The organism is Bradyrhizobium sp., assembly GCF_027451485.1.
Lineage (GTDB): Bacteria > Pseudomonadota > Alphaproteobacteria > Rhizobiales > Xanthobacteraceae > Bradyrhizobium.
Window position 1 is genome coordinate 15,128 of record NZ_DAIDJE010000020.1, and the last position, 16,648, is coordinate 31,775.

The following is a 16,648-nucleotide window of genomic DNA, read 5'->3' on the forward strand; positions in this document are numbered from 1 at the left end:
AACAGCGCTGAGCCGGGCTACTTCGCGCCGAACTGCTTGGTAAAAGCCTCGACATTGACGAGGCCGCGGGCGTGGCGGCCTTCACCGATGCGGCGTTTCTCGTCGAACGCCTCGACTTCAAAACGGATCACCCGCCGTTCCACCGCCACCACCCGCGCCACGGTGCGTACCGTCGCGCCGACGGGCGTGGCTGCCAGATGACGTATGTCGACCTCGGTGCCGACCGTAACCCAGCCCGGCTCGAGGCAGGGGTTGATGGCGTCGGCAGAGGCCAGCTCCATCTCCAGGATCATCATCGGTGTTGCAAAGACCATCGGCATGCCCTTGACGAAATGCCCGACCGTGCGCTCGATCGGCACGATCAGGCTACGTTCCGCGTTCATGCCGGTCTTGATGGCGTCGCGTGCATCCATGGAGTTTTGCCCAAACACTCTACCGTCGTCCCGGCCAGGCGAATCGCGAGCCGGGCCCATAGCCACTGATGTCAGCTGAAGAGCACGGTGGCGGCCTCAGCATAGCAGACCACGCGCAGCGGTGGTGGTGGGTCCCCGCTTTCGCGGGGACCACAGAACAACGAATTATTTCTTCGCGAAGCGTTCGACGAAGCTGATGCCGCCCTTCATCTTGTGGATCAGCGGCGCTTCGTTGATCTGGATCACGACCGCCTCGGGGTCGACGCCGAGGTTCTTCACCAGCGCCTGCGTGATGTCGCGCATCATGCCGACCTTCTGCTCGTCGGTGCGGCCAGCGGCCATGCTGATGGTGATTTCGGGCATTTCTTTCTCCTTATTGTCTTCTTGCTTCGGGCCATGGCCGGGCTCGTCCGGCCATCTAGGTCATCTGCATCAAACAAGACGTGGATGCCCGACACAAGACCCGTGCTCGGGGCGGCGAAGCCGGACCCGAGTGCCGGGGCATGACGTCTGAACGATTGGCTAGCCCCACGTCACAGCATGCCGCGCCAGGATCTCGCGCACGGCGGCGACAAGATCGCTCTCGTCGGTCTCGGTTTGCGCCTCGGCCTGCTTCTTCAAATATTCGTCACGGTCGCTGGTATCAGTGAGGCCGGCGCCGAGAATCAGGTCCTTGACCAGAACCTTGCCCTTTGCTTTCTCGTCCGAGCCCTGGATGACGACGCAAGGCGCGTTGCGGCGGTCGGCATATTTGAGCTGGTTACCCATGTTCTTCGGGTTGCCGAGATAAAGCTCGGCGCGAATGCCGGCGCTGCGCAGTTGCGCGACCATTTTCTGGTAATCGGCGACGCGCTCGCGGTCGAACACGGTGACGACCACGGGACCGGTCTCGGGGCGTGTGTCGAGCTTGCCGAGCATGGTGAGTGCGGCCTGCAGGCGCGACACGCCGATGGAAAACCCGGTCGCCGGAACGACCTCGCCGCGGAAACGCGACACGAGGCCATCATATCTTCCGCCGCCGCCGACCGACCCGAAACGCACCGGGCGGCCTTTTTCATCCTTGGTGTCGAGCAGCAGTTCGACCTCGTAGACCGGCCCCGTGTAGTATTCGAGGCCGCGGACGACGGAGGGATCGATGCGGATGCGATCGTCCCGATAGCCTGCGGCGGCGACAAGTCTTGCGATGTCGCCCAGTTCTGACAGTCCAACTCCGAAAAGGCTCTTGTCCTCCATTTCAAAGAAGGGCTTGGGCAATTCACCTTCAATGTGGTTGTGCCAGACGCCACCCGGAAGTTGTTCAAACTTGAACCTGAATTGCAAACTCTTGCGAACCGCCTCGATCTGATCGGCGTCTAGCCCGGCCCCTTTGGTGAAGTCCCCGCTTTCATCCTTCCTTCCGGACCCGAGCAGCTTTTCGACTTCTACCCACTCAAACTTGTCAGCCTTGTCGATGGCCCTGAGTACAGTGAGACGCCGGCCGGCATTCTCATCGCCGCTCAGGCCGATGATCTCCATTACGCCATCAAGCACCTTGCGGTTGTTCACCTTCACCACATAGGAGCCGCGGGGAATGCCGAGCGCCTCCATCGTGTCGGCGGCCATCATGCACATCTCGGCATCGGCCGCGGCGCTGGATTGCCCGCCGGAAGCCGTGCCGATGGTGTCGGCGTCGAACTGCATGAACTGCCGAAAGCGCCCCGGTCCCGGCTTCTCGTTGCGATAGACATAGCCGAAGCGATAGGAGCGGTAGGGCAGCACGAGATTTTCCGTGCCGTAGCGCTCGGCGACATAGCGCGCGAGCGGCGCGGTCAGGTCATAGCGCAGCGAAATCCACTGTTCGTCGTCGTCCTGGAACGAGAACACGCCCTCATTCGGCCGGTCCTGGTCGGGCAAGAACTTGCCGAGCGCGTCGGTGTATTCGAACGCCGGCGTCTCCACCGGCTCGAAGCCGTAGCGCTCGTAGACGGCGCGGATTTTTTCCACCATCTGCCGCGTCGCCTTGATCGCGGCGGGACCGCGGTCTTCCAGCCCGCGCGGCAGGCGCGCCTTCAGTTTTTGCGGCTTTTTCGGTTTGTCGGCCATGATCCGCGCGTTGGTATCAGCCGAGAGGCGGAGCGGCAACCCGGTTCAATGTGGCGGCGGCTCCATCCGCGCGCGCATGGCATCGGCGGTCTCTTTCGGCATCGATTTCAGCAGCAGCTTGATAGTCTCTCCGCCGACGATCTTTTCATTCCGCATGAACATCCAGTCCGTGATATCGGCCTGTTCGAACTCAGCCTGATCGAAGATGTTCTTGCCTGGCAGATTATCCGGGTCGTTGCCGAACCGACCGGAATATTTGCCATCCGGAAGCTTCTCCACGTCGGCCATCCAGATTTGCTCAACGTAGCCATCGCCGGCAAAACGAACTTTCAGGCAATGTCCGTACTCTGTCGGCTTTGGCGCATCGTAGGAGGCCCAGAACGTCGGAAGCGTGTCGCGGGCATGGGCGATCGCGGCGTTCATCTCGGCATCTGCCGCACGAACATTAATCACAGGCGAATCCTCGTCCGTCAGAAATCGAGCCACCATCCCATCACCCCAAAGTTGCAAGGCTCCGATGTTCGTCGTTCGTCTTGCTGGCCCGGTTCACCGCCGCCCCTCACAACACCTTTCTGATCCAGTTGTGCGGATCGGCCGCACGGCCATACTGGATGTCGACCAGCATCTTGCGCAGGCCCATCGCCACCGGGCCGGCCGCGCCGCCGCTGATGGCAAAATCGCCGCTTGCCGAATGCACCTTGCCGATCGGCGAGATCACGGCAGCGGTGCCGCAAGCGAAGGCCTCTTTCAGCCTGCCGCTGGCCGCATCCTTGCGCCACTGCTCGATCGTGTAAGGCTCTTCGCGCACCACCGTCCCCGAGTCCCGCAGCAGCGTGATGATGGAATCGCGGGTGATGCCGGGCAAGATGGTGCCGAGCGGCGGGGTCGAGAGCGAACCATCCTCGAACACGAAGAAGATGTTCATGCCGCCGAGTTCCTCGACGTAGCGGCGTTCGACCGCATCGAGGAAAACCACCTGATCGCAGCCATGCTCGATCGCCTCGGCCTGGGCGCGCAGGCTTGCGGCATAATTGCCGCCGCATTTGACCGCACCGGTGCCGCCGATCGCCGCGCGCGTATAGTTTTCCGACACCCAGATCGACACCGGCGCCGGTCCACCCTTGAAGTAGGAGCCGACCGGAGAAGCGATCACCGAGAAGATGTATTCGGCGGACGGCTTGACGCCGAGGAAGACCTCGTTCGCGATCATGAAGGGCCGCAAGTAAAGACTGCCCTCGCCGCCCGGGATCCAGGCGCGGTCGATGCGCACGACTTGTTCGACGGCTTCAATGAAGACATCCTCGGGCAGCGGCGCCATGGCCATCCGCTCGGCCGAACTGCGGAACCGTTTCGCATTGGCATCGGGGCGAAACAGGTTCACGCCGCCATCGTCGCGCTTGTAGGCCTTGAGGCCTTCGAAGATCTCCTGCGCGTAATGCAGGACAGCGCCGGCCGGATCGAGCGGGAAGTGCGCCCGCGATTCAACGCGCGCCCCATGCCAGCCTTCGCCCTGGCGATAGCGGACGATCGCCATGTGATCGCTGAACACCCGGCCGAAGCCGGGATTTTCGAGCTTTGCCGCGCGTTCCTTTTCCGGGGTCGGATTGGCCGAGGGGTGGATTTCGAATTTCAAACTCATCTTTGTTTTCCGCCCTTGTTACCCGTCGCCGCCGCGATTCTGACGCCGGCCCTCGTCTTTTCGGGATGCCGGCCCGCATGGATCCCGGCTCATCGCCGGTCGTCCCGCCAGCACACCCTAGAGGACATGCTTTTGTGGAGGGCTGAAGTCCAGTATGGTCACCGAGATGCCGCTCCACAATCGAACGGTCAACCTATTCGTGAGCCTGCCGTCAGATGATTGGCGTCACAGGCCGGCAGCCCGGCGAAGCGCGCGAAACGATCTAATATTTCGCGTTAGCCGCTCGTTTTGTAACTTTGAACCTTATATATGTCAATATGGCTGACGTAATTTTATCGAGCCCGTCAACAACGGCCGCCTCACGGCCAGGCGAGGGGCGTGCGGCGAACGTGCCCTCCTCGGGGCTGCGCTGGGACATCATCGAGCTGTTGTTTTTCGCCTATCGCGACTTCGTCGGCGATGCGGATCAAGAATTGGAAGCGTTCGGCTTCGGTCGCGCGCACCATCGTGTCCTGCATTTCGTTCACCGCTACCCCGGCCTGAAAGTCGCCGACCTGCTCGACGTGCTGCGGATCACCAAACAGTCGCTCGGGCGCGTCCTGAAACAACTGCTCGACGAGGGATACATCGTTCAGAAGGCGGGCAGCAATGATCGCCGACAGCGCCTTCTTTTCGCCACCCCCAAGGGAGAGGCGCTGGTCGGCAAGCTCGCAACGCTGCAAACCGAGCGGCTCAACCGCGCGCTGCGCGGCATCGACCCGGCGGGACTGGAGACCATCCGGCAATTCCTGCGCGCAATGATCGACCGCGACGATCCGGACAAGGTGCTGGAAGCCATTTTCGGGCTGGCGCCTTCGGGCCCGAAGCATAAGGAACAGACGTGATCGAGGCCGCTGTCATCGCGCGAAAGCCTGTGAAGCCGGCCGACGACGCGCCGCATCTTCTGCTCGTCGACGACGACCGCCGCATCCGCGATCTGTTGTCGCGCTTTCTGTGCAGCGAAGGTTATCGCGTCACCACGGCGATGAGCGCCAGGGATGCGCGCGCCAAGCTCACCGGACTGCATTTCGATCTCCTGATCCTCGATGTGATGATGCCGGGCGAAACCGGCTTTGACCTGGCGCGATTCATCCGGAGTTCGTCTTCGGTGCCGATCATCATGCTGACGGCGCGCCACGAGGCGGAAAGCCGGATCGAGGGTTTGCAACTCGGCGCCGACGACTACGTTGCCAAGCCGTTTGAACCGCGCGAACTCTCGCTTCGGATCGGCAACATCCTCAAGCGCACAGCGCCGCCTCCGGTCGAGACGCTGGAGCAGATCGCGTTTGGGCCTTATGTCTACCACCTCGAGCGCGGCGAGTTGCGGCAGGGCGAGGAAGTCATCCGCCTCACCGACCGCGAACGCGACATGCTTCGCGTTCTGGCGCTGGCGCGCGGCGAAACGGTGCCCCGCGGCGCGCTGACCGGGGACGGCAGCGTGAACGAACGCGCGGTCGACGTGCAGATCAACCGCCTGCGCCGCAAGATCGAGCGCGACCCGGCCAATCCGCTGTTCCTCCAGGCCGTGCGCGGCATCGGCTATCGACTGGTCGCGTCGCCTTGATCCGGTCGCCGATAAGCAGACCAGAGAGACGAACGGAGCTTTGGATTTGACGTTCGCTTCAGAAAACCGCAGCAAGTGGCGAGCGAACATCAAATCCGCCCCACTCGACACCGGCCTTACCTTCATCCGCACCGCTGCCGGACGGGTCTCCGCGGCCAACGGCTGGATGGGCAATGCGTTCAAGAGCTGGATGCCGACCGGGCTCTACGCCCGTGCGCTGCTGATCATGATCGTGCCGATGGTGGTGCTGCAATCCGTGGTCGCCTTCGTGTTCATGGAGCGGTACTGGAACACGGTGACGCGCCATCTGTCGGCAGCGGTAGTGTCGGACATTGCTGCCCTGATCGACGTGTACAAAGGCTACCCGCAGGACAAGGACCATGCGCTGCTCCGCCGCATCGCCCAGCAGCGGCTGGGGCTGGTGGTGGATTTCCTGCCGCCCGGCGACATGCCCCCGCCGGGACCGAAGCCATTCTTTTCGCTGCTCGACCAGACGCTGTCGGTGCAGCTTTCCCGTCAAATCGCCAAACCGTTCTGGATCGACACCGTCGGCCGCTCCAACCTGGTCGAAGTCCGTATTCAACTCGATGATGCCATCATGCGCGTCTTCGCGCAGCGCAGTTCGGCCTACGCCTCAAACTCGGAAATCTTCCTGTTCTGGATGGTCGGCACGTCCTCGATCCTGCTGGTCGTCGCGGTCCTGTTCCTGCGCAATCAGGTCAGGCCGATCCTGCGGCTGGCGGATGCCGCGGAGAGTTTCGGCAAGGGACGCGAGGCGCCGAACTTCCGGCCGCGCGGGGCGCGCGAAGTGCGCCGCGCCGCGCATGCCTTCATCGAAATGAAATCGCGCATCGAACGCTCGATCGAGCAACGCACCGCGATGCTGGCCGGCGTGTCGCACGATCTACGCACCATCCTGACCCGCTTCAAACTCGAGCTCGCCCTGATCGGCGACGGCCCCGAGGTCGACGCCATGCGCAAGGACGTCGATGAAATGTCGGGAATGCTCGAGGACTATCTGGCGTTCGCGCGCGGCGACAGCGGCGAGGTGGCTCAACCGACCGACATGGCGCTAGCGCTGGAAGAACTGCGCAGCGATGCCGAACGCCACGGCCATACCGCAAACGTGGCCTTCAACGGCCTTCCCGTAGTGACCGTGAAGCCGGCCGCCTTCAAGCGTTGCCTGGCTAATCTGGTGTCGAACGCGGCGCGGCACGCCAACACGATCTCCATTACCGGTCAGCGCGATCATCGCTATCTGACCGTGACGGTCGACGACGACGGCCCGGGCATTCCGCTCGCCATGCGTGAGGAAGTCTTCAAGCCTTTCCTCAGGCTCGACGATGCCCGCAACCAGGACGAAGGCGGAACAGGACTCGGGCTGGCGATCGCCCGCGACATCGCCCGCTCCCACGGCGGCGATATCACCCTCGGCGACAGTCCGATGGGCGGCCTGCGGGCAACGGTGCGAATCCCGGTTTAATCAGTGCTATTGCTTGGCAGCGGGCAAGAGGCCGCGCAGTTTCGATGCGTCCTTGACGTTGAGCTTGAAACCGCCGCCGGGCATGATGATGTCGCCGGGCTTCTGGTCCGGCTTGCAGGCCCCTAACCATTTCGCCTCCATTCTGATCACGGTGTCGTGCGGCGCCGATTTGGCTCCGAGATCACTGTGCGAGGTGGTCGTGACCGTGTAGGCGGAATTGAAGTCGCCGGTGATCTCGGAATGGGAAGAGACCGAGATGCCGCCGACGCTGCAAACGGAATCGGTGATGTAGCCGGTCGCCGTCTTCTGGACGTCCTGCTTGGAGCAGATCTGGTTCGCCATCGGCGAAACCATGTTGTGCATTTCCTTGTCGACGGTCTCGTCGGTGCAGTGCTGCATCGCCAGCTCCGGCATCGGCGAGCCGGTCCTGATCATCTTCATTTCCCACAAGCCGGCCTTGCGGATCGGCAGATCGTCGGCGCGCACCACATTCGCCGGCATGGCCAGCAGCAGACAAAGGCCCAGCACCCAGGCAGCAAGTTCACGCGTCATCGGTCATGCTCCGCGTCGACGAAGATGAGAGACGCAATGCCTGCGTCGAAATCTCAATAGAGCGTGCGCAACGGCCGCTGATTGGCACCATACGGCACCCAGCGGCAGGCGAAGGAAACATAGCCGCCATATTGGGCGTCAACCGCAAGAAACTTCGCCACCTTGCCATAGGAGGCACAGTGGTTGACCGCGAGCTGACGGCCATCGACGCGCTGCGCCAGCTCATAAGCGATGATACCGCCGGTGTCGTTGCCCTTGAATGGCGGTACCCAATCGGCCCACGCCGGTGCCCACGACAGCATGGCGGTTGCGCCAACGAGAACAGCGGCTTTGATGATTCGCATCGCTCACTCCGTTTATCCTGGATGATACCTTAAAGCGCATCCACAGCCGTGAAAAGCGCGCGACTCCGCCGGAATCCGACTTATTGGCAGGTGTTGCCGCCCTGCACTTGACCTTGGGCAACCTTCGCGGCACGATTCATTCTGCTGAATGATCGGGTGGGCCGAAGATGCGTGACCTTCTTTCATATGCCAGAAAAGCCAGCCTTGGCGCCGCGCTCGGGACCGTGTTCGGCCTGCTGGCGTTCGGCCAGGCCGCCGAGGCGGCCAATCCGCTCGAAATGAACTTCTGGCTCTCCGGCCCGAAATATGAAGGGCGGCTCAAGACCTGCGAGGCCGCGCTTGGGACCATCTCATCGCAGTTCCAGGAAAAAGAGAGCATCTACTGGAATTCCGGGTTGACGATCACGGGTTACGGCAAAATCCATGAGACCGCCTTCCGCCCTTGGCAGTCCGACAACATCCCGCGCCGCTATTGCAGCGGCGATGTCATGCTGAGTGATGGCCACGTTCACGCCGTGCACTTCTCGATCATCGAGGACGGCGGCTTTGCCGGCTACGATCAGGGTGTCGAGTGGTGCGTGACCGGTCTGGACCGCAACTGGGCCTATAATCCTTCCTGCGTGGGTGCCCGGCCCTGATTTCAGGGCATTTTTGCCCCGCAGATTGAGCCGCATCTAGCAACTGCCATTCGCGCAGCGCTCACTTTGTTCTTGAAATGTTCCGCCCTCATGCTACGGTTTCGCCTGGGATCGTAGAGTGGAGGCTTCCCATGGTTTGGTCTGGTCTTGGTCCGAGGGCGCGGATTCGCACCGGCATCGGCTATCTTATTGTCGCGGCGGCGATCGGCCTTGCGGCCACAACGGCCGCCCTCGCGCAGGACAAGCGGCAAAACACCCCGGGCGAGTTCGATTATTACGTGCTGTCGCTGTCTTGGTCGCCCTCCTTCTGCGAGGACGCGGCCGAACGCGGCAACAGCGGGCGCTCACAAGCCCAGTGCGGCGGCGGCAGACCCTTTTCCTTCGTGGTCCACGGCCTCTGGCCGCAATATGAGCATGGCTTTCCTGAATATTGCGATCGCGATGCCTGGCTCGACCGCAACATCATGACCTCGATGCTGGACCTGATGCCGGCGCCGGGCTTGATCTTCAACGAATGGAAAAAGCACGGCACCTGCTCGGGGCTCGGCCCTCGCGGGTATTTCGAGACGGTTCGGAAAGCGCGCGCGGCGATCAAGATCCCGCCGGAGTTCATCGACCTTGCCGATCCGAAAACCGTCTCGCCGGCCGATGTCGAGGGCGCCTTCATCAAGGTCAATCCCGGGCTCGCGGCCAACGCGATCGCCGTGACGTGCAACCGCTCGCGCCTCAGTGAAGTGCGAATCTGCATGAGCAAGGATTTGCAGTTCCGCGGCTGCGACGAGATCGATCGCCGCGCCTGCAAGCGCGACGAGGTGACGATGCCGCCGGTCAGGGGCGGCTAAAGCGCGAACGACGATGAGGCGTCATTGCGGTGCGCTTCGCGTCGCCCGCAATGACGTGGTAATCCCTCGGCCATGAACTACCGCCATGCCTTTCACGCCGGCAATTTTGCCGACGTCATCAAGCACATCGTGCTGGTGCGAATCCTGCTCTATTTGCAGGAAAAGGACGCCGCCTTTCGCGTGATCGACACCCACGCCGGCGCCGGCATCTACGATCTCGCCGGCGAAGAGGCCCAGCGCGGCGGCGAATGGCTTACCGGAATTGCGCGCATCCTGCAGGCGCGGTTTTCCGAAAGCGCGCTTCCTCTGATCACGCCCTATCTCGACATTGTACGCTCGTTCAATCCGATGGGCGGGCAACTCGCGGCCTATCCCGGATCGCCGCTGATTGCGCGCGCGCTGTTGCGGCCGCAGGATCGGCTGACCGCCTGCGAAGTCGAACCGGGCGCGCGAAAGGCCCTGATCGAAGCACTCCGGCGCGACACCCAGGCCCGCGTGGTCGATCTCGACGGCTGGATGGCGCTACCCGCTTTCGTGCCGCCGAAGGAGCGGCGCGGCCTTGTCCTGATCGACCCGCCCTATGAGCAGAAGGACGAGTTCGAACGGGTGGCCGAAGGCTTCACCGGGGCGTTCGCCAAATGGCCGACCGGCAGCTACCTGTTGTGGTATCCGGCCAAGAGCCGGCGCGCCACCGACGAACTGGCACGGCGGGTCGCGCAAACGACCGCAGGAGCAAGACCGCCCGGAAAATGCCTGCGCCTCGAATTCAGCGTCGCCCCGCAAACCTCCGATGGAAGCCTCACCTCGACCGGCCTCCTGGTCGTCAATCCGCCATGGACGCTCGCGGGGGAGTTGAAGACGATCCTGACTGAGCTGGAAAAGCCGCTCGGCCAGGGCGGTGCCGGGCGCTTCCGGCTCGAGAGTCTCGGTCCCTGAACTTTCGTCGCTCCTGGACCGTAAAAGTCCGATAGGCAACTGGCCGGGAACCGTATTATGCTCGCATCATTGGGATCGGCTTTACGTTCCGCTTCCGCGAATGGTAGCGGCGGGGTGACAAGGCCTCTTCTGATTCAAGGTCGGGCTGCCATCACACGGCCCGCCCCGATGGCCACAGCTCCAGCGGAATATGTCCGCAGCGAAGGTCCGGTCGGTCGCCATGCAACAAGAGCGTGGCGGCGGAGCAATGCGGGGGAGGTTTCCCGATGGCCATGACTGGGATCGTCAAGTTCTTCAATGGAGAACGCGGCTACGGCTTCATCAAGCCCGATGACGGCGGCCGCGACGTGTTCGTTCATATCACCGCGGTGGAGCGCGCCGGGTTGAAGGATCTGACCGAAGGACAGCACATCACATTCGAGGTCGAACCGGACAAGAAGGGCAAGGGGCCCAAGGCGGTCAACCTCGTGATTTCTTCGTAAGAAGAAAAAAATCCCGGCCGCCGCCGCGGCCGGGAGTTTGTGGTTTGTGCTGTTTTTTTCTTAGAAGTGATAATTCACGCCGGCGCGCAGCAGGCCGAAATGGTAGCCGTTCTGAGCGCCGGTGATTACGAAGTTGCTGTCGTTCAGGTCGACATAGAGATACTCGAGCTTGGCGCTCCAGTTGCGGGCAAAGCCGAATTCTGCGCCCACACCCGCCGTCCAGCCGGCATTGGTGTGGCTCTCCGACAGGCCAAAGGTCTGGCCGTCCAGTTCGCCGAAGGCGAGACCGGCGGTGCCATAGAACAGAATGTTATTGAGGGCGTAGCCGGCGCGGCCGCGGACGGTGCCAAACCACGGGTTGGAGAATTTCCAGGGCGCAAACGTATCGGATGCCCCATTGCCCTGAATGTCGCCCTCGATGCCGAAAACCCACGGACCGCTCTGCCAGTTATAACCGGCCTGCGCGCCGCCCGCGATTCCCGAAGGCTTCGTCGGATTGTTGTCGACGGCTCCCCAATTCCAGCCGATGTTGCCGCCGAGATAGGGCCCGGCCCAGCTATACATATTGAGCGGCTGATTGACGGTGTAAGGCTGGTACGGTTGGCCATAGCCAAGATCGGCGGCTTCAACCGATGACGTCCCGACTGCGGCGATCACGGCCGCGGCGACCAATGCAATCCTGCTCATCACGCAACACTCCACGCAGAAAGTGCGTCGACCCTCGCCATCGGCATGGTTAGGGATTTGCACTTCTTACCGTTCGGATTTATCGAGACTTTTAAGTTAAAGGGTTGCTAACGCTTGAGATCGGCTGCTGTGTAGCCTTAAAGGAGCGTTACCGGTGTCCCGGTTCCGACATTCGCATCACGTCGCGGCGGGGTACTCTAACGAATGTCAGAATCGACAGGACACCGGGAAATATTTGATTCCAGTGTGGCTTTGACTCTGACGTTCCTGCGAAGAGATCGCTGCGACACTGCAAGGAACGTCAGTGTCGCCACACTGGCAGGCGGCGAGGACGACACCTAGATTCCTGGTTCCATATTCTTTCGGTCTCATGGCTCGCGAACCCATCCATCAGGCAAACAATGCGCGAGGGAAGGAACTCTCCCCTCCCCCGCCCGATCAGGCGCAAGCGGATCAGGCGCAGAATTTCGCTGCCGGCGATATCGATCCTGCGACGGTCCCGGCGGACGAAGAGGATGAAGCGCGGCTTCCGGATGCCGAAGCCGCCGACGACAGCAATGAGGCTCCCGCCGAGGGACGGCTTGCTGTCGGCCACGCGGCGATCGAGAACGCGGTCAGGCTCGCGCCGACCTCACCCGGCGTCTACCGCATGCTCAATGCCGCGAACGATGTGCTCTATGTCGGGAAGGCCAAGAATGTCCGCAAGCGGCTTTCTTCCTATGCGCGCGCCTCTGCGCCGCTGCCGGCGCGTATCCTGCGCATGATCGCGGCGACCGTCTCGGTCGAGATCGTTTCGACGGCGACCGAAACCGAAGCGCTCTTGCTCGAGGCCAACCTGATCAAGCAACTGCGTCCGCGCTTCAACGTGCAGCTGCGCGACGACAAGTCGTTTCCCTATATCCTGATTACCGGCGACCACTGGGCGCCGCAGATCCTCAAGCACCGCGGTGCGCAGACGAGGCCCGGACAATATTTCGGGCCGTTTGCCTCGGCCGGCGCCGTCAACCGCACGATCACTGCACTCCAGCGCGCCTTCCTGATCCGCTCCTGTACCGACGCGTTTTTCGAAAGCCGCACCCGCCCCTGCCTGCTCTACCAGATCAAGCGCTGCGCCGGCCCCTGCACCCGTGAGATCGATTTTCCCGGCTACACCGAGCTCGTCCGCGAAGCCAAGGATTTCCTGTCCGGGCGCAGCCAGGCCGTGAAACAACTGCTCGCGGCCGAGATGGAGAAGGCCTCGGCCGAGCTCGAGTTCGAGACCGCCGCGCTCTACCGCGACCGACTCGCGGCGCTGTCGGCGATCCAGTCGCAGCAGGGCATCAATCCGAGAACGGTCCAGGAAGCCGATGTCTTCGCCATCCACCAGGAGGGCGGATACTCCTGCGTGGAAGTCTTCTTCTTCCGCACCGGACAGAACTGGGGCAACCGCGCCTATTTTCCGAAAGCGGAGAAATCGTTCACGCCTGAAGAAGTGCTGGCCTCGTTCCTCACCCAATTCTACGACGACAAGCCGCCGCCGAAACTCATCCTGCTGTCGCACGCCATCGAAGAAAGCGAGCTGATGGCAAGCGCCTTGTCGATCAAGGCCGGCTTCAAGGTCGAGGTTACGACGCCGCTGCGCGGCGAGAAGAAGGAACTCATCACGCACGCGCTGACCAACGCCCGCGAAGCGCTGGGACGCAAGCTGGCCGATACCGCGACCCAAAACCGGCTGCTTTCGGGACTTGTCGTCACGCTGGGCCTGCCGCAGCCGCCGCGCCGCATCGAGGTCTACGACAACAGCCACATTCAGGGCACCAACGCGGTCGGGGCGATGATCGTCGCCGGACCGGACGGCTTCGTCAAAAACCAGTACCGCAAGTTCAACATCAAGTCGGAGGGGCTGACGCCCGGCGACGATTACGCGATGATGCGCGAAGTGCTGCAGCGTCGTTTCAAGCGGCTTCTTGCCGCCGCGACCGCGGACGAGACCGCCGGCCCCAGGGCGCAGGCAAAAGCCGAGGATGACGGCGTGCCGCAATGGCCTGATCTCGTCATCATCGACGGCGGTCGCGGCCAGCTCAACGCGGCAAAGGAGATCTTCGACACGCTCGGCCTGTCGCAAGTTGCGCTGCTTGCGGTCGCCAAAGGGCCGGACCGCGACGCCGGGCGGGAAACGCTGTTCATGCCGGACCGCGAGGCGATCAAGCTGGAGCCGCGCGATCCGGTGCTGTATTTCATCCAGCGGCTCCGCGACGAGGCGCACCGTTTCGTGATCGGGTCGCACCGCAAGCTGCGCAAGAAGGACATTCGCGAGGCCGGACTTCAGGAGATCCCCGGCATCGGCCCGTCGCGCAAGCGGGCGCTGCTGCACCATTTCGGAACGCTGAAGGAGATCGAGCGGGCCTCGATTGCCGATCTCGGCAGGGTCCCCGGCGTCAGCGCCGAGAGCGCGCGCAAGATTTTCGAGTTTTTCCACACCCAGCCGGGGTGAATATTGTCGCTGGAAGGTCATATGTGACGCACGGTTGACCTTCAGGTCCCGGGGGTATTGGTAGGACGGATGAACATCGCGACGACCAGGGGACCGGCGAAGAGTTCGCTGTCCCTGCCCAATATTCTGACCTTCGCCCGGATTGCCGCCATTCCGGTCGTGGTCGGCTGCATCTATGCGCAGGCCATTCTGCATTGGCCGCTCTGGCTGCGGTGGGTCGCCCTTGCGGTGTTCATTGCGGCCGCGGTGACTGATTTTCTCGACGGTTATTATGCGCGGATGTGGGACCAGCAATCGGCATTGGGGCGGATGCTCGATCCGATTGCCGACAAGCTGCTGGTCGCGTCCTGCCTCCTGATGCTGGCGGCCGACGGAATCATCTACGGCTGGACGCTATGGGCCGCCATCGTAATCCTGTGCCGCGAAATCCTGGTATCGGGCTTGCGCGAATATCTGGCCGGCCTGCGCGTCAGCGTGCCGGTCACCAAGCTCGCCAAATGGAAGACGACGGCGCAACTTGTCGCCATCGGATTTCTGCTCGCCGGCGAGGCGGGTGATCAGGTCATTCCCCACACCACCGAGATCGGGCTGCTGCTGCTGTGGATCTCCGCGATCGTCACGATCTACACCGGATGGGATTATTTCCGCGCCGGCATCCATCACCTCATTGAGGAGGATGAGGGATGAAACTCAAATACTTCGCCTGGGTGCGCGAGCGGATCGGCAAGTCGGAAGAGATGGTCGAACCGCCGCCGGGCGTCAAAACCGTTGAAGAGCTGATCGCCTGGCTTGCCGCGCGCGGCGAGACTTATGCCTATGCTTTCGAGAAGCCGCGGGTGATCCGTGCGGCTATCGACCATGCTCATGTCAAACAGGACGCGGCGATTGCGGGCGCCCGCGAAATCGCCTTCTTCCCGCCAATGACCGGCGGTTAGCGTATGAGCGGTGCCATGACCGACAACGTCGCTATCCGCATCCAGGAAGCCGATTTCGATATTGCGAGCGAAATATCGGCGCTGACGGCGCAGCGCAGTGACGTCGGCGCGGTGGTGTCGTTCACCGGCCTTTGCCGGGGTAGCGAGGACGGTGCAGCCATCGCGGCGCTGACGCTCGAACATTATCCAGGCATGGCGGAAGCCGAGATCGCTCGCCACGCCGATGCCGCGATGTCGCGCTGGCCGCTCTCCGGAATAAGGGTCGTTCACCGCGTCGGCCGGATCACGCCCGGTGAAAATATCGTGCTGGTCGTGACTGCTTCGAAACATCGCCAGGCTGCGTTCGAGGCCGCCGAATTCATGATGGATTATCTGAAAGCAAACGCTCCTTTCTGGAAACGCGTGGAAGCTCCGGGCGGCACCAAGTGGATCGAGGCGCGCGATCACGACGACACGGCGGCGGCGCGCTGGACCAGATCGTGATGGTCAAACGCGCCAAAGCCCCGCCCAAGCGTTTGCGTGTTCGGTCGAAGCCTCCCAAGGTTTCACCGGGTGAATTGTTGACGCTGCTCGATTTTGTCCGTTATGCGGTGAGCCGCTTCAATGAGGCGAAGCTGACGTTTGCACATGGTACGACCGATCCGGTGGCGGAGGCCGCGTTTCTGGTGTGCGAAACCCTGCATCTGCACCCCGATCAATTCGATACCTTCGCGACCGCGCGCCTGGCTGCGCACGAAGCCCGGTCGATCCTTGAGGTGATTGACCGCCGCGTCAATTCGGGGAAACCGGCTGCCTATCTCGTCAACAAGATCTATATGCGCGGCCTGCCCTTCTATGTCGACGAACGCACGATCGTGCCGCGCTCCTTTATCGGCGAACTCCTCGATTCGCATTTTGGCGGACAGGACGGCGAAGGACCTTCGCTGGTTGACGATCCGGATGCGGTCGAAGACGTGCTGGAGCTTTGCACCGGCTCCGGATGCCTTGCCATTCTGGCCGCGCGCGCCTTTCCGAATGCCCAGATCGATGCGGTCGATATTTCCAGGGATGCGCTCGCCGTCGCCGCGCGAAATGTCGGCGAGCATGGCCTGCAGGACCGGGTGATGCTGCATCGCGGCGATCTGTACGCCCCGATCGCCAACCGACACTATGATCTGATCATCGCCAACCCGCCCTATGTCGATGCCGAAGGAATGGCCGGTCTGCCGCCCGAGTGCCGCGCCGAACCGAAGCTGGCCTTCGACGGCGGCGCTGACGGACTTGACGTGGTCAGGCGCATTCTCGATCAGGCAAGCCACCACCTGAAGTCGGAGGGCGGGCTGTTGTGCGAGATCGGCCGGTGCCGCAGTGCACTCGAAGCGGCCTATCCGCAGATCCCATTCCTGTGGTTGGACACCGAGGAATCCGAGGGTGAAGTGTTCTGGCTTGCGGCGGCCGATCTGCAGACGCCGTAAAACTGCAAAAAGGCCCCGGGCTCTTCTGGGAAACGCTCGATCCCTGCGAAAATAGCAGGTCTCCCGGCGTTCCGGTCGGCGGCCG

The 16,648-nt window shown here is 62.6% G+C and carries 19 protein-coding genes and 1 pseudogene; 12 read left to right on the forward strand and 8 right to left on the reverse strand.

Features of this window, described 5'->3' with window-relative positions:
* Positions 1-17: 17 nt before the first annotated feature.
* The 5 genes from NEZ08_RS02950 to NEZ08_RS02970 all read right to left on the reverse strand — a co-directional run bounded on the left by NEZ08_RS02950 (position 18) and on the right by NEZ08_RS02970 (position 4,134).
* The gene (locus tag NEZ08_RS02950; RefSeq protein WP_298103176.1) at positions 18-413 is read right to left on the reverse strand and encodes a hotdog domain-containing protein; all 396 of its coding nucleotides are present in this window, start codon (positions 411-413) and stop codon (positions 18-20) included.
* A 165-nt stretch (positions 414-578) separates the two neighbouring features.
* Positions 579-776 carry a tautomerase family protein gene (locus NEZ08_RS02955; RefSeq protein WP_298103179.1) on the reverse strand — a complete coding sequence of 66 codons (198 nt, stop codon included), beginning with the start codon at positions 774-776 and terminating at the stop codon, positions 579-581.
* 159 nt (positions 777-935) lie between these two features.
* Positions 936-2,495 carry a histidine--tRNA ligase gene (gene hisS / locus NEZ08_RS02960; RefSeq protein WP_298103182.1) on the reverse strand — a complete coding sequence of 520 codons (1,560 nt, stop codon included), beginning with the start codon at positions 2,493-2,495 and terminating at the stop codon, positions 936-938.
* A 45-nt stretch (positions 2,496-2,540) separates the two neighbouring features.
* Positions 2,541-2,948: a DUF2314 domain-containing protein gene (locus NEZ08_RS02965; RefSeq protein WP_298103185.1), complete on the reverse strand. Its 408-nt coding sequence runs from the start codon at positions 2,946-2,948 to the stop codon at positions 2,541-2,543.
* Between the two features lie 106 nt (positions 2,949-3,054).
* Positions 3,055-4,134, reverse strand: coding sequence for a branched-chain amino acid aminotransferase (locus tag NEZ08_RS02970; protein ID WP_298103187.1), 1,080 nt, complete (start codon positions 4,132-4,134; stop codon positions 3,055-3,057).
* A 317-nt stretch (positions 4,135-4,451) separates the two neighbouring features.
* On the opposite strand from NEZ08_RS02970, the gene NEZ08_RS02975 reads away from it, so the two are divergent.
* From NEZ08_RS02975 to NEZ08_RS02985, 3 genes are all read left to right on the forward strand, one after another.
* A complete protein-coding gene (locus NEZ08_RS02975; RefSeq protein ID WP_298103190.1) occupies positions 4,452-5,018 on the forward strand; it encodes a MarR family winged helix-turn-helix transcriptional regulator in 567 nt (188 codons plus the stop codon).
* Positions 5,015-5,737, forward strand: coding sequence for a response regulator transcription factor (locus tag NEZ08_RS02980; RefSeq protein ID WP_298103191.1), 723 nt, complete (start codon positions 5,015-5,017; stop codon positions 5,735-5,737). Before NEZ08_RS02975 ends, NEZ08_RS02980 begins: the two co-directional genes overlap by 4 nt.
* Before the next feature lie 88 nt (positions 5,738-5,825).
* Positions 5,826-7,220, forward strand: coding sequence for an ATP-binding protein (locus NEZ08_RS02985; RefSeq protein WP_298103476.1), 1,395 nt, complete (start codon positions 5,826-5,828; stop codon positions 7,218-7,220).
* A gap of 6 nt (positions 7,221-7,226) precedes the next feature.
* Here the strand turns inward: NEZ08_RS02985 and NEZ08_RS02990 are convergent, their stop codons facing one another.
* Positions 7,227-7,772: a DUF3617 family protein gene (locus NEZ08_RS02990; RefSeq protein WP_298103194.1), complete on the reverse strand. Its 546-nt coding sequence runs from the start codon at positions 7,770-7,772 to the stop codon at positions 7,227-7,229.
* A 53-nt stretch (positions 7,773-7,825) separates the two neighbouring features.
* Positions 7,826-8,116 (reverse strand): hypothetical protein, encoded by a 291-nt coding sequence (locus NEZ08_RS02995; protein ID WP_298103197.1) that lies wholly within the window; start codon positions 8,114-8,116, stop codon positions 7,826-7,828.
* Positions 8,117-8,283: 167 nt separating this feature from the next.
* On the opposite strand from NEZ08_RS02995, the gene NEZ08_RS03000 reads away from it, so the two are divergent.
* The 4 genes from NEZ08_RS03000 to NEZ08_RS03015 all read left to right on the forward strand — a co-directional run bounded on the left by NEZ08_RS03000 (position 8,284) and on the right by NEZ08_RS03015 (position 11,014).
* On the forward strand, positions 8,284-8,754 hold the full coding sequence (locus NEZ08_RS03000; protein ID WP_298103199.1) for a hypothetical protein: 471 nt from the start codon (positions 8,284-8,286) through the stop codon (positions 8,752-8,754).
* 131 nt (positions 8,755-8,885) lie between these two features.
* Positions 8,886-9,596 carry a ribonuclease T2 gene (locus tag NEZ08_RS03005; RefSeq protein WP_298103202.1) on the forward strand — a complete coding sequence of 237 codons (711 nt, stop codon included), beginning with the start codon at positions 8,886-8,888 and terminating at the stop codon, positions 9,594-9,596.
* Between the two features lie 72 nt (positions 9,597-9,668).
* Positions 9,669-10,532, forward strand: a complete 864-nt coding sequence (locus NEZ08_RS03010) for a 23S rRNA (adenine(2030)-N(6))-methyltransferase RlmJ (protein WP_298103205.1) — start codon at positions 9,669-9,671, stop codon at positions 10,530-10,532.
* Between the two features lie 266 nt (positions 10,533-10,798).
* Complete coding sequence (locus NEZ08_RS03015; protein ID WP_298103207.1) at positions 10,799-11,014, forward strand: cold-shock protein; 216 nt, start codon at positions 10,799-10,801, stop codon at positions 11,012-11,014.
* Positions 11,015-11,074: 60 nt separating this feature from the next.
* On the opposite strand, the gene NEZ08_RS03020 is transcribed toward NEZ08_RS03015, so the two are convergent.
* Entirely contained in the window at positions 11,075-11,701 is a 627-nt protein-coding gene (locus NEZ08_RS03020) for an outer membrane protein (RefSeq protein WP_298103210.1), read from the reverse strand.
* A gap of 469 nt (positions 11,702-12,170) precedes the next feature.
* Here NEZ08_RS03020 and uvrC point away from each other — a divergent pair.
* The 5 genes and pseudogenes from uvrC to prmB form a co-directional block, all read left to right on the forward strand.
* Positions 12,171-14,174: pseudogene (gene uvrC, locus NEZ08_RS03025) on the forward strand (excinuclease ABC subunit UvrC); the annotation flags it as partial.
* Between the two features lie 69 nt (positions 14,175-14,243).
* Positions 14,244-14,861, forward strand: a complete 618-nt coding sequence (gene pgsA, locus NEZ08_RS03030; RefSeq protein ID WP_298103214.1) for a CDP-diacylglycerol--glycerol-3-phosphate 3-phosphatidyltransferase — start codon at positions 14,244-14,246, stop codon at positions 14,859-14,861.
* Positions 14,858-15,109 carry a molybdopterin converting factor subunit 1 gene (moaD, locus tag NEZ08_RS03035; protein WP_298103217.1) on the forward strand — a complete coding sequence of 84 codons (252 nt, stop codon included), beginning with the start codon at positions 14,858-14,860 and terminating at the stop codon, positions 15,107-15,109. Before pgsA ends, moaD begins: the two co-directional genes overlap by 4 nt.
* Before the next feature lie 15 nt (positions 15,110-15,124).
* Positions 15,125-15,592 (forward strand): molybdenum cofactor biosynthesis protein MoaE, encoded by a 468-nt coding sequence (locus NEZ08_RS03040; protein WP_298103220.1) that lies wholly within the window; start codon positions 15,125-15,127, stop codon positions 15,590-15,592.
* Complete coding sequence (prmB, locus tag NEZ08_RS03045; RefSeq protein ID WP_298103479.1) at positions 15,592-16,563, forward strand: 50S ribosomal protein L3 N(5)-glutamine methyltransferase; 972 nt, start codon at positions 15,592-15,594, stop codon at positions 16,561-16,563. Before NEZ08_RS03040 ends, prmB begins: the two co-directional genes overlap by 1 nt.
* The last annotated feature ends 85 nt before the right edge of the window (positions 16,564-16,648 follow it).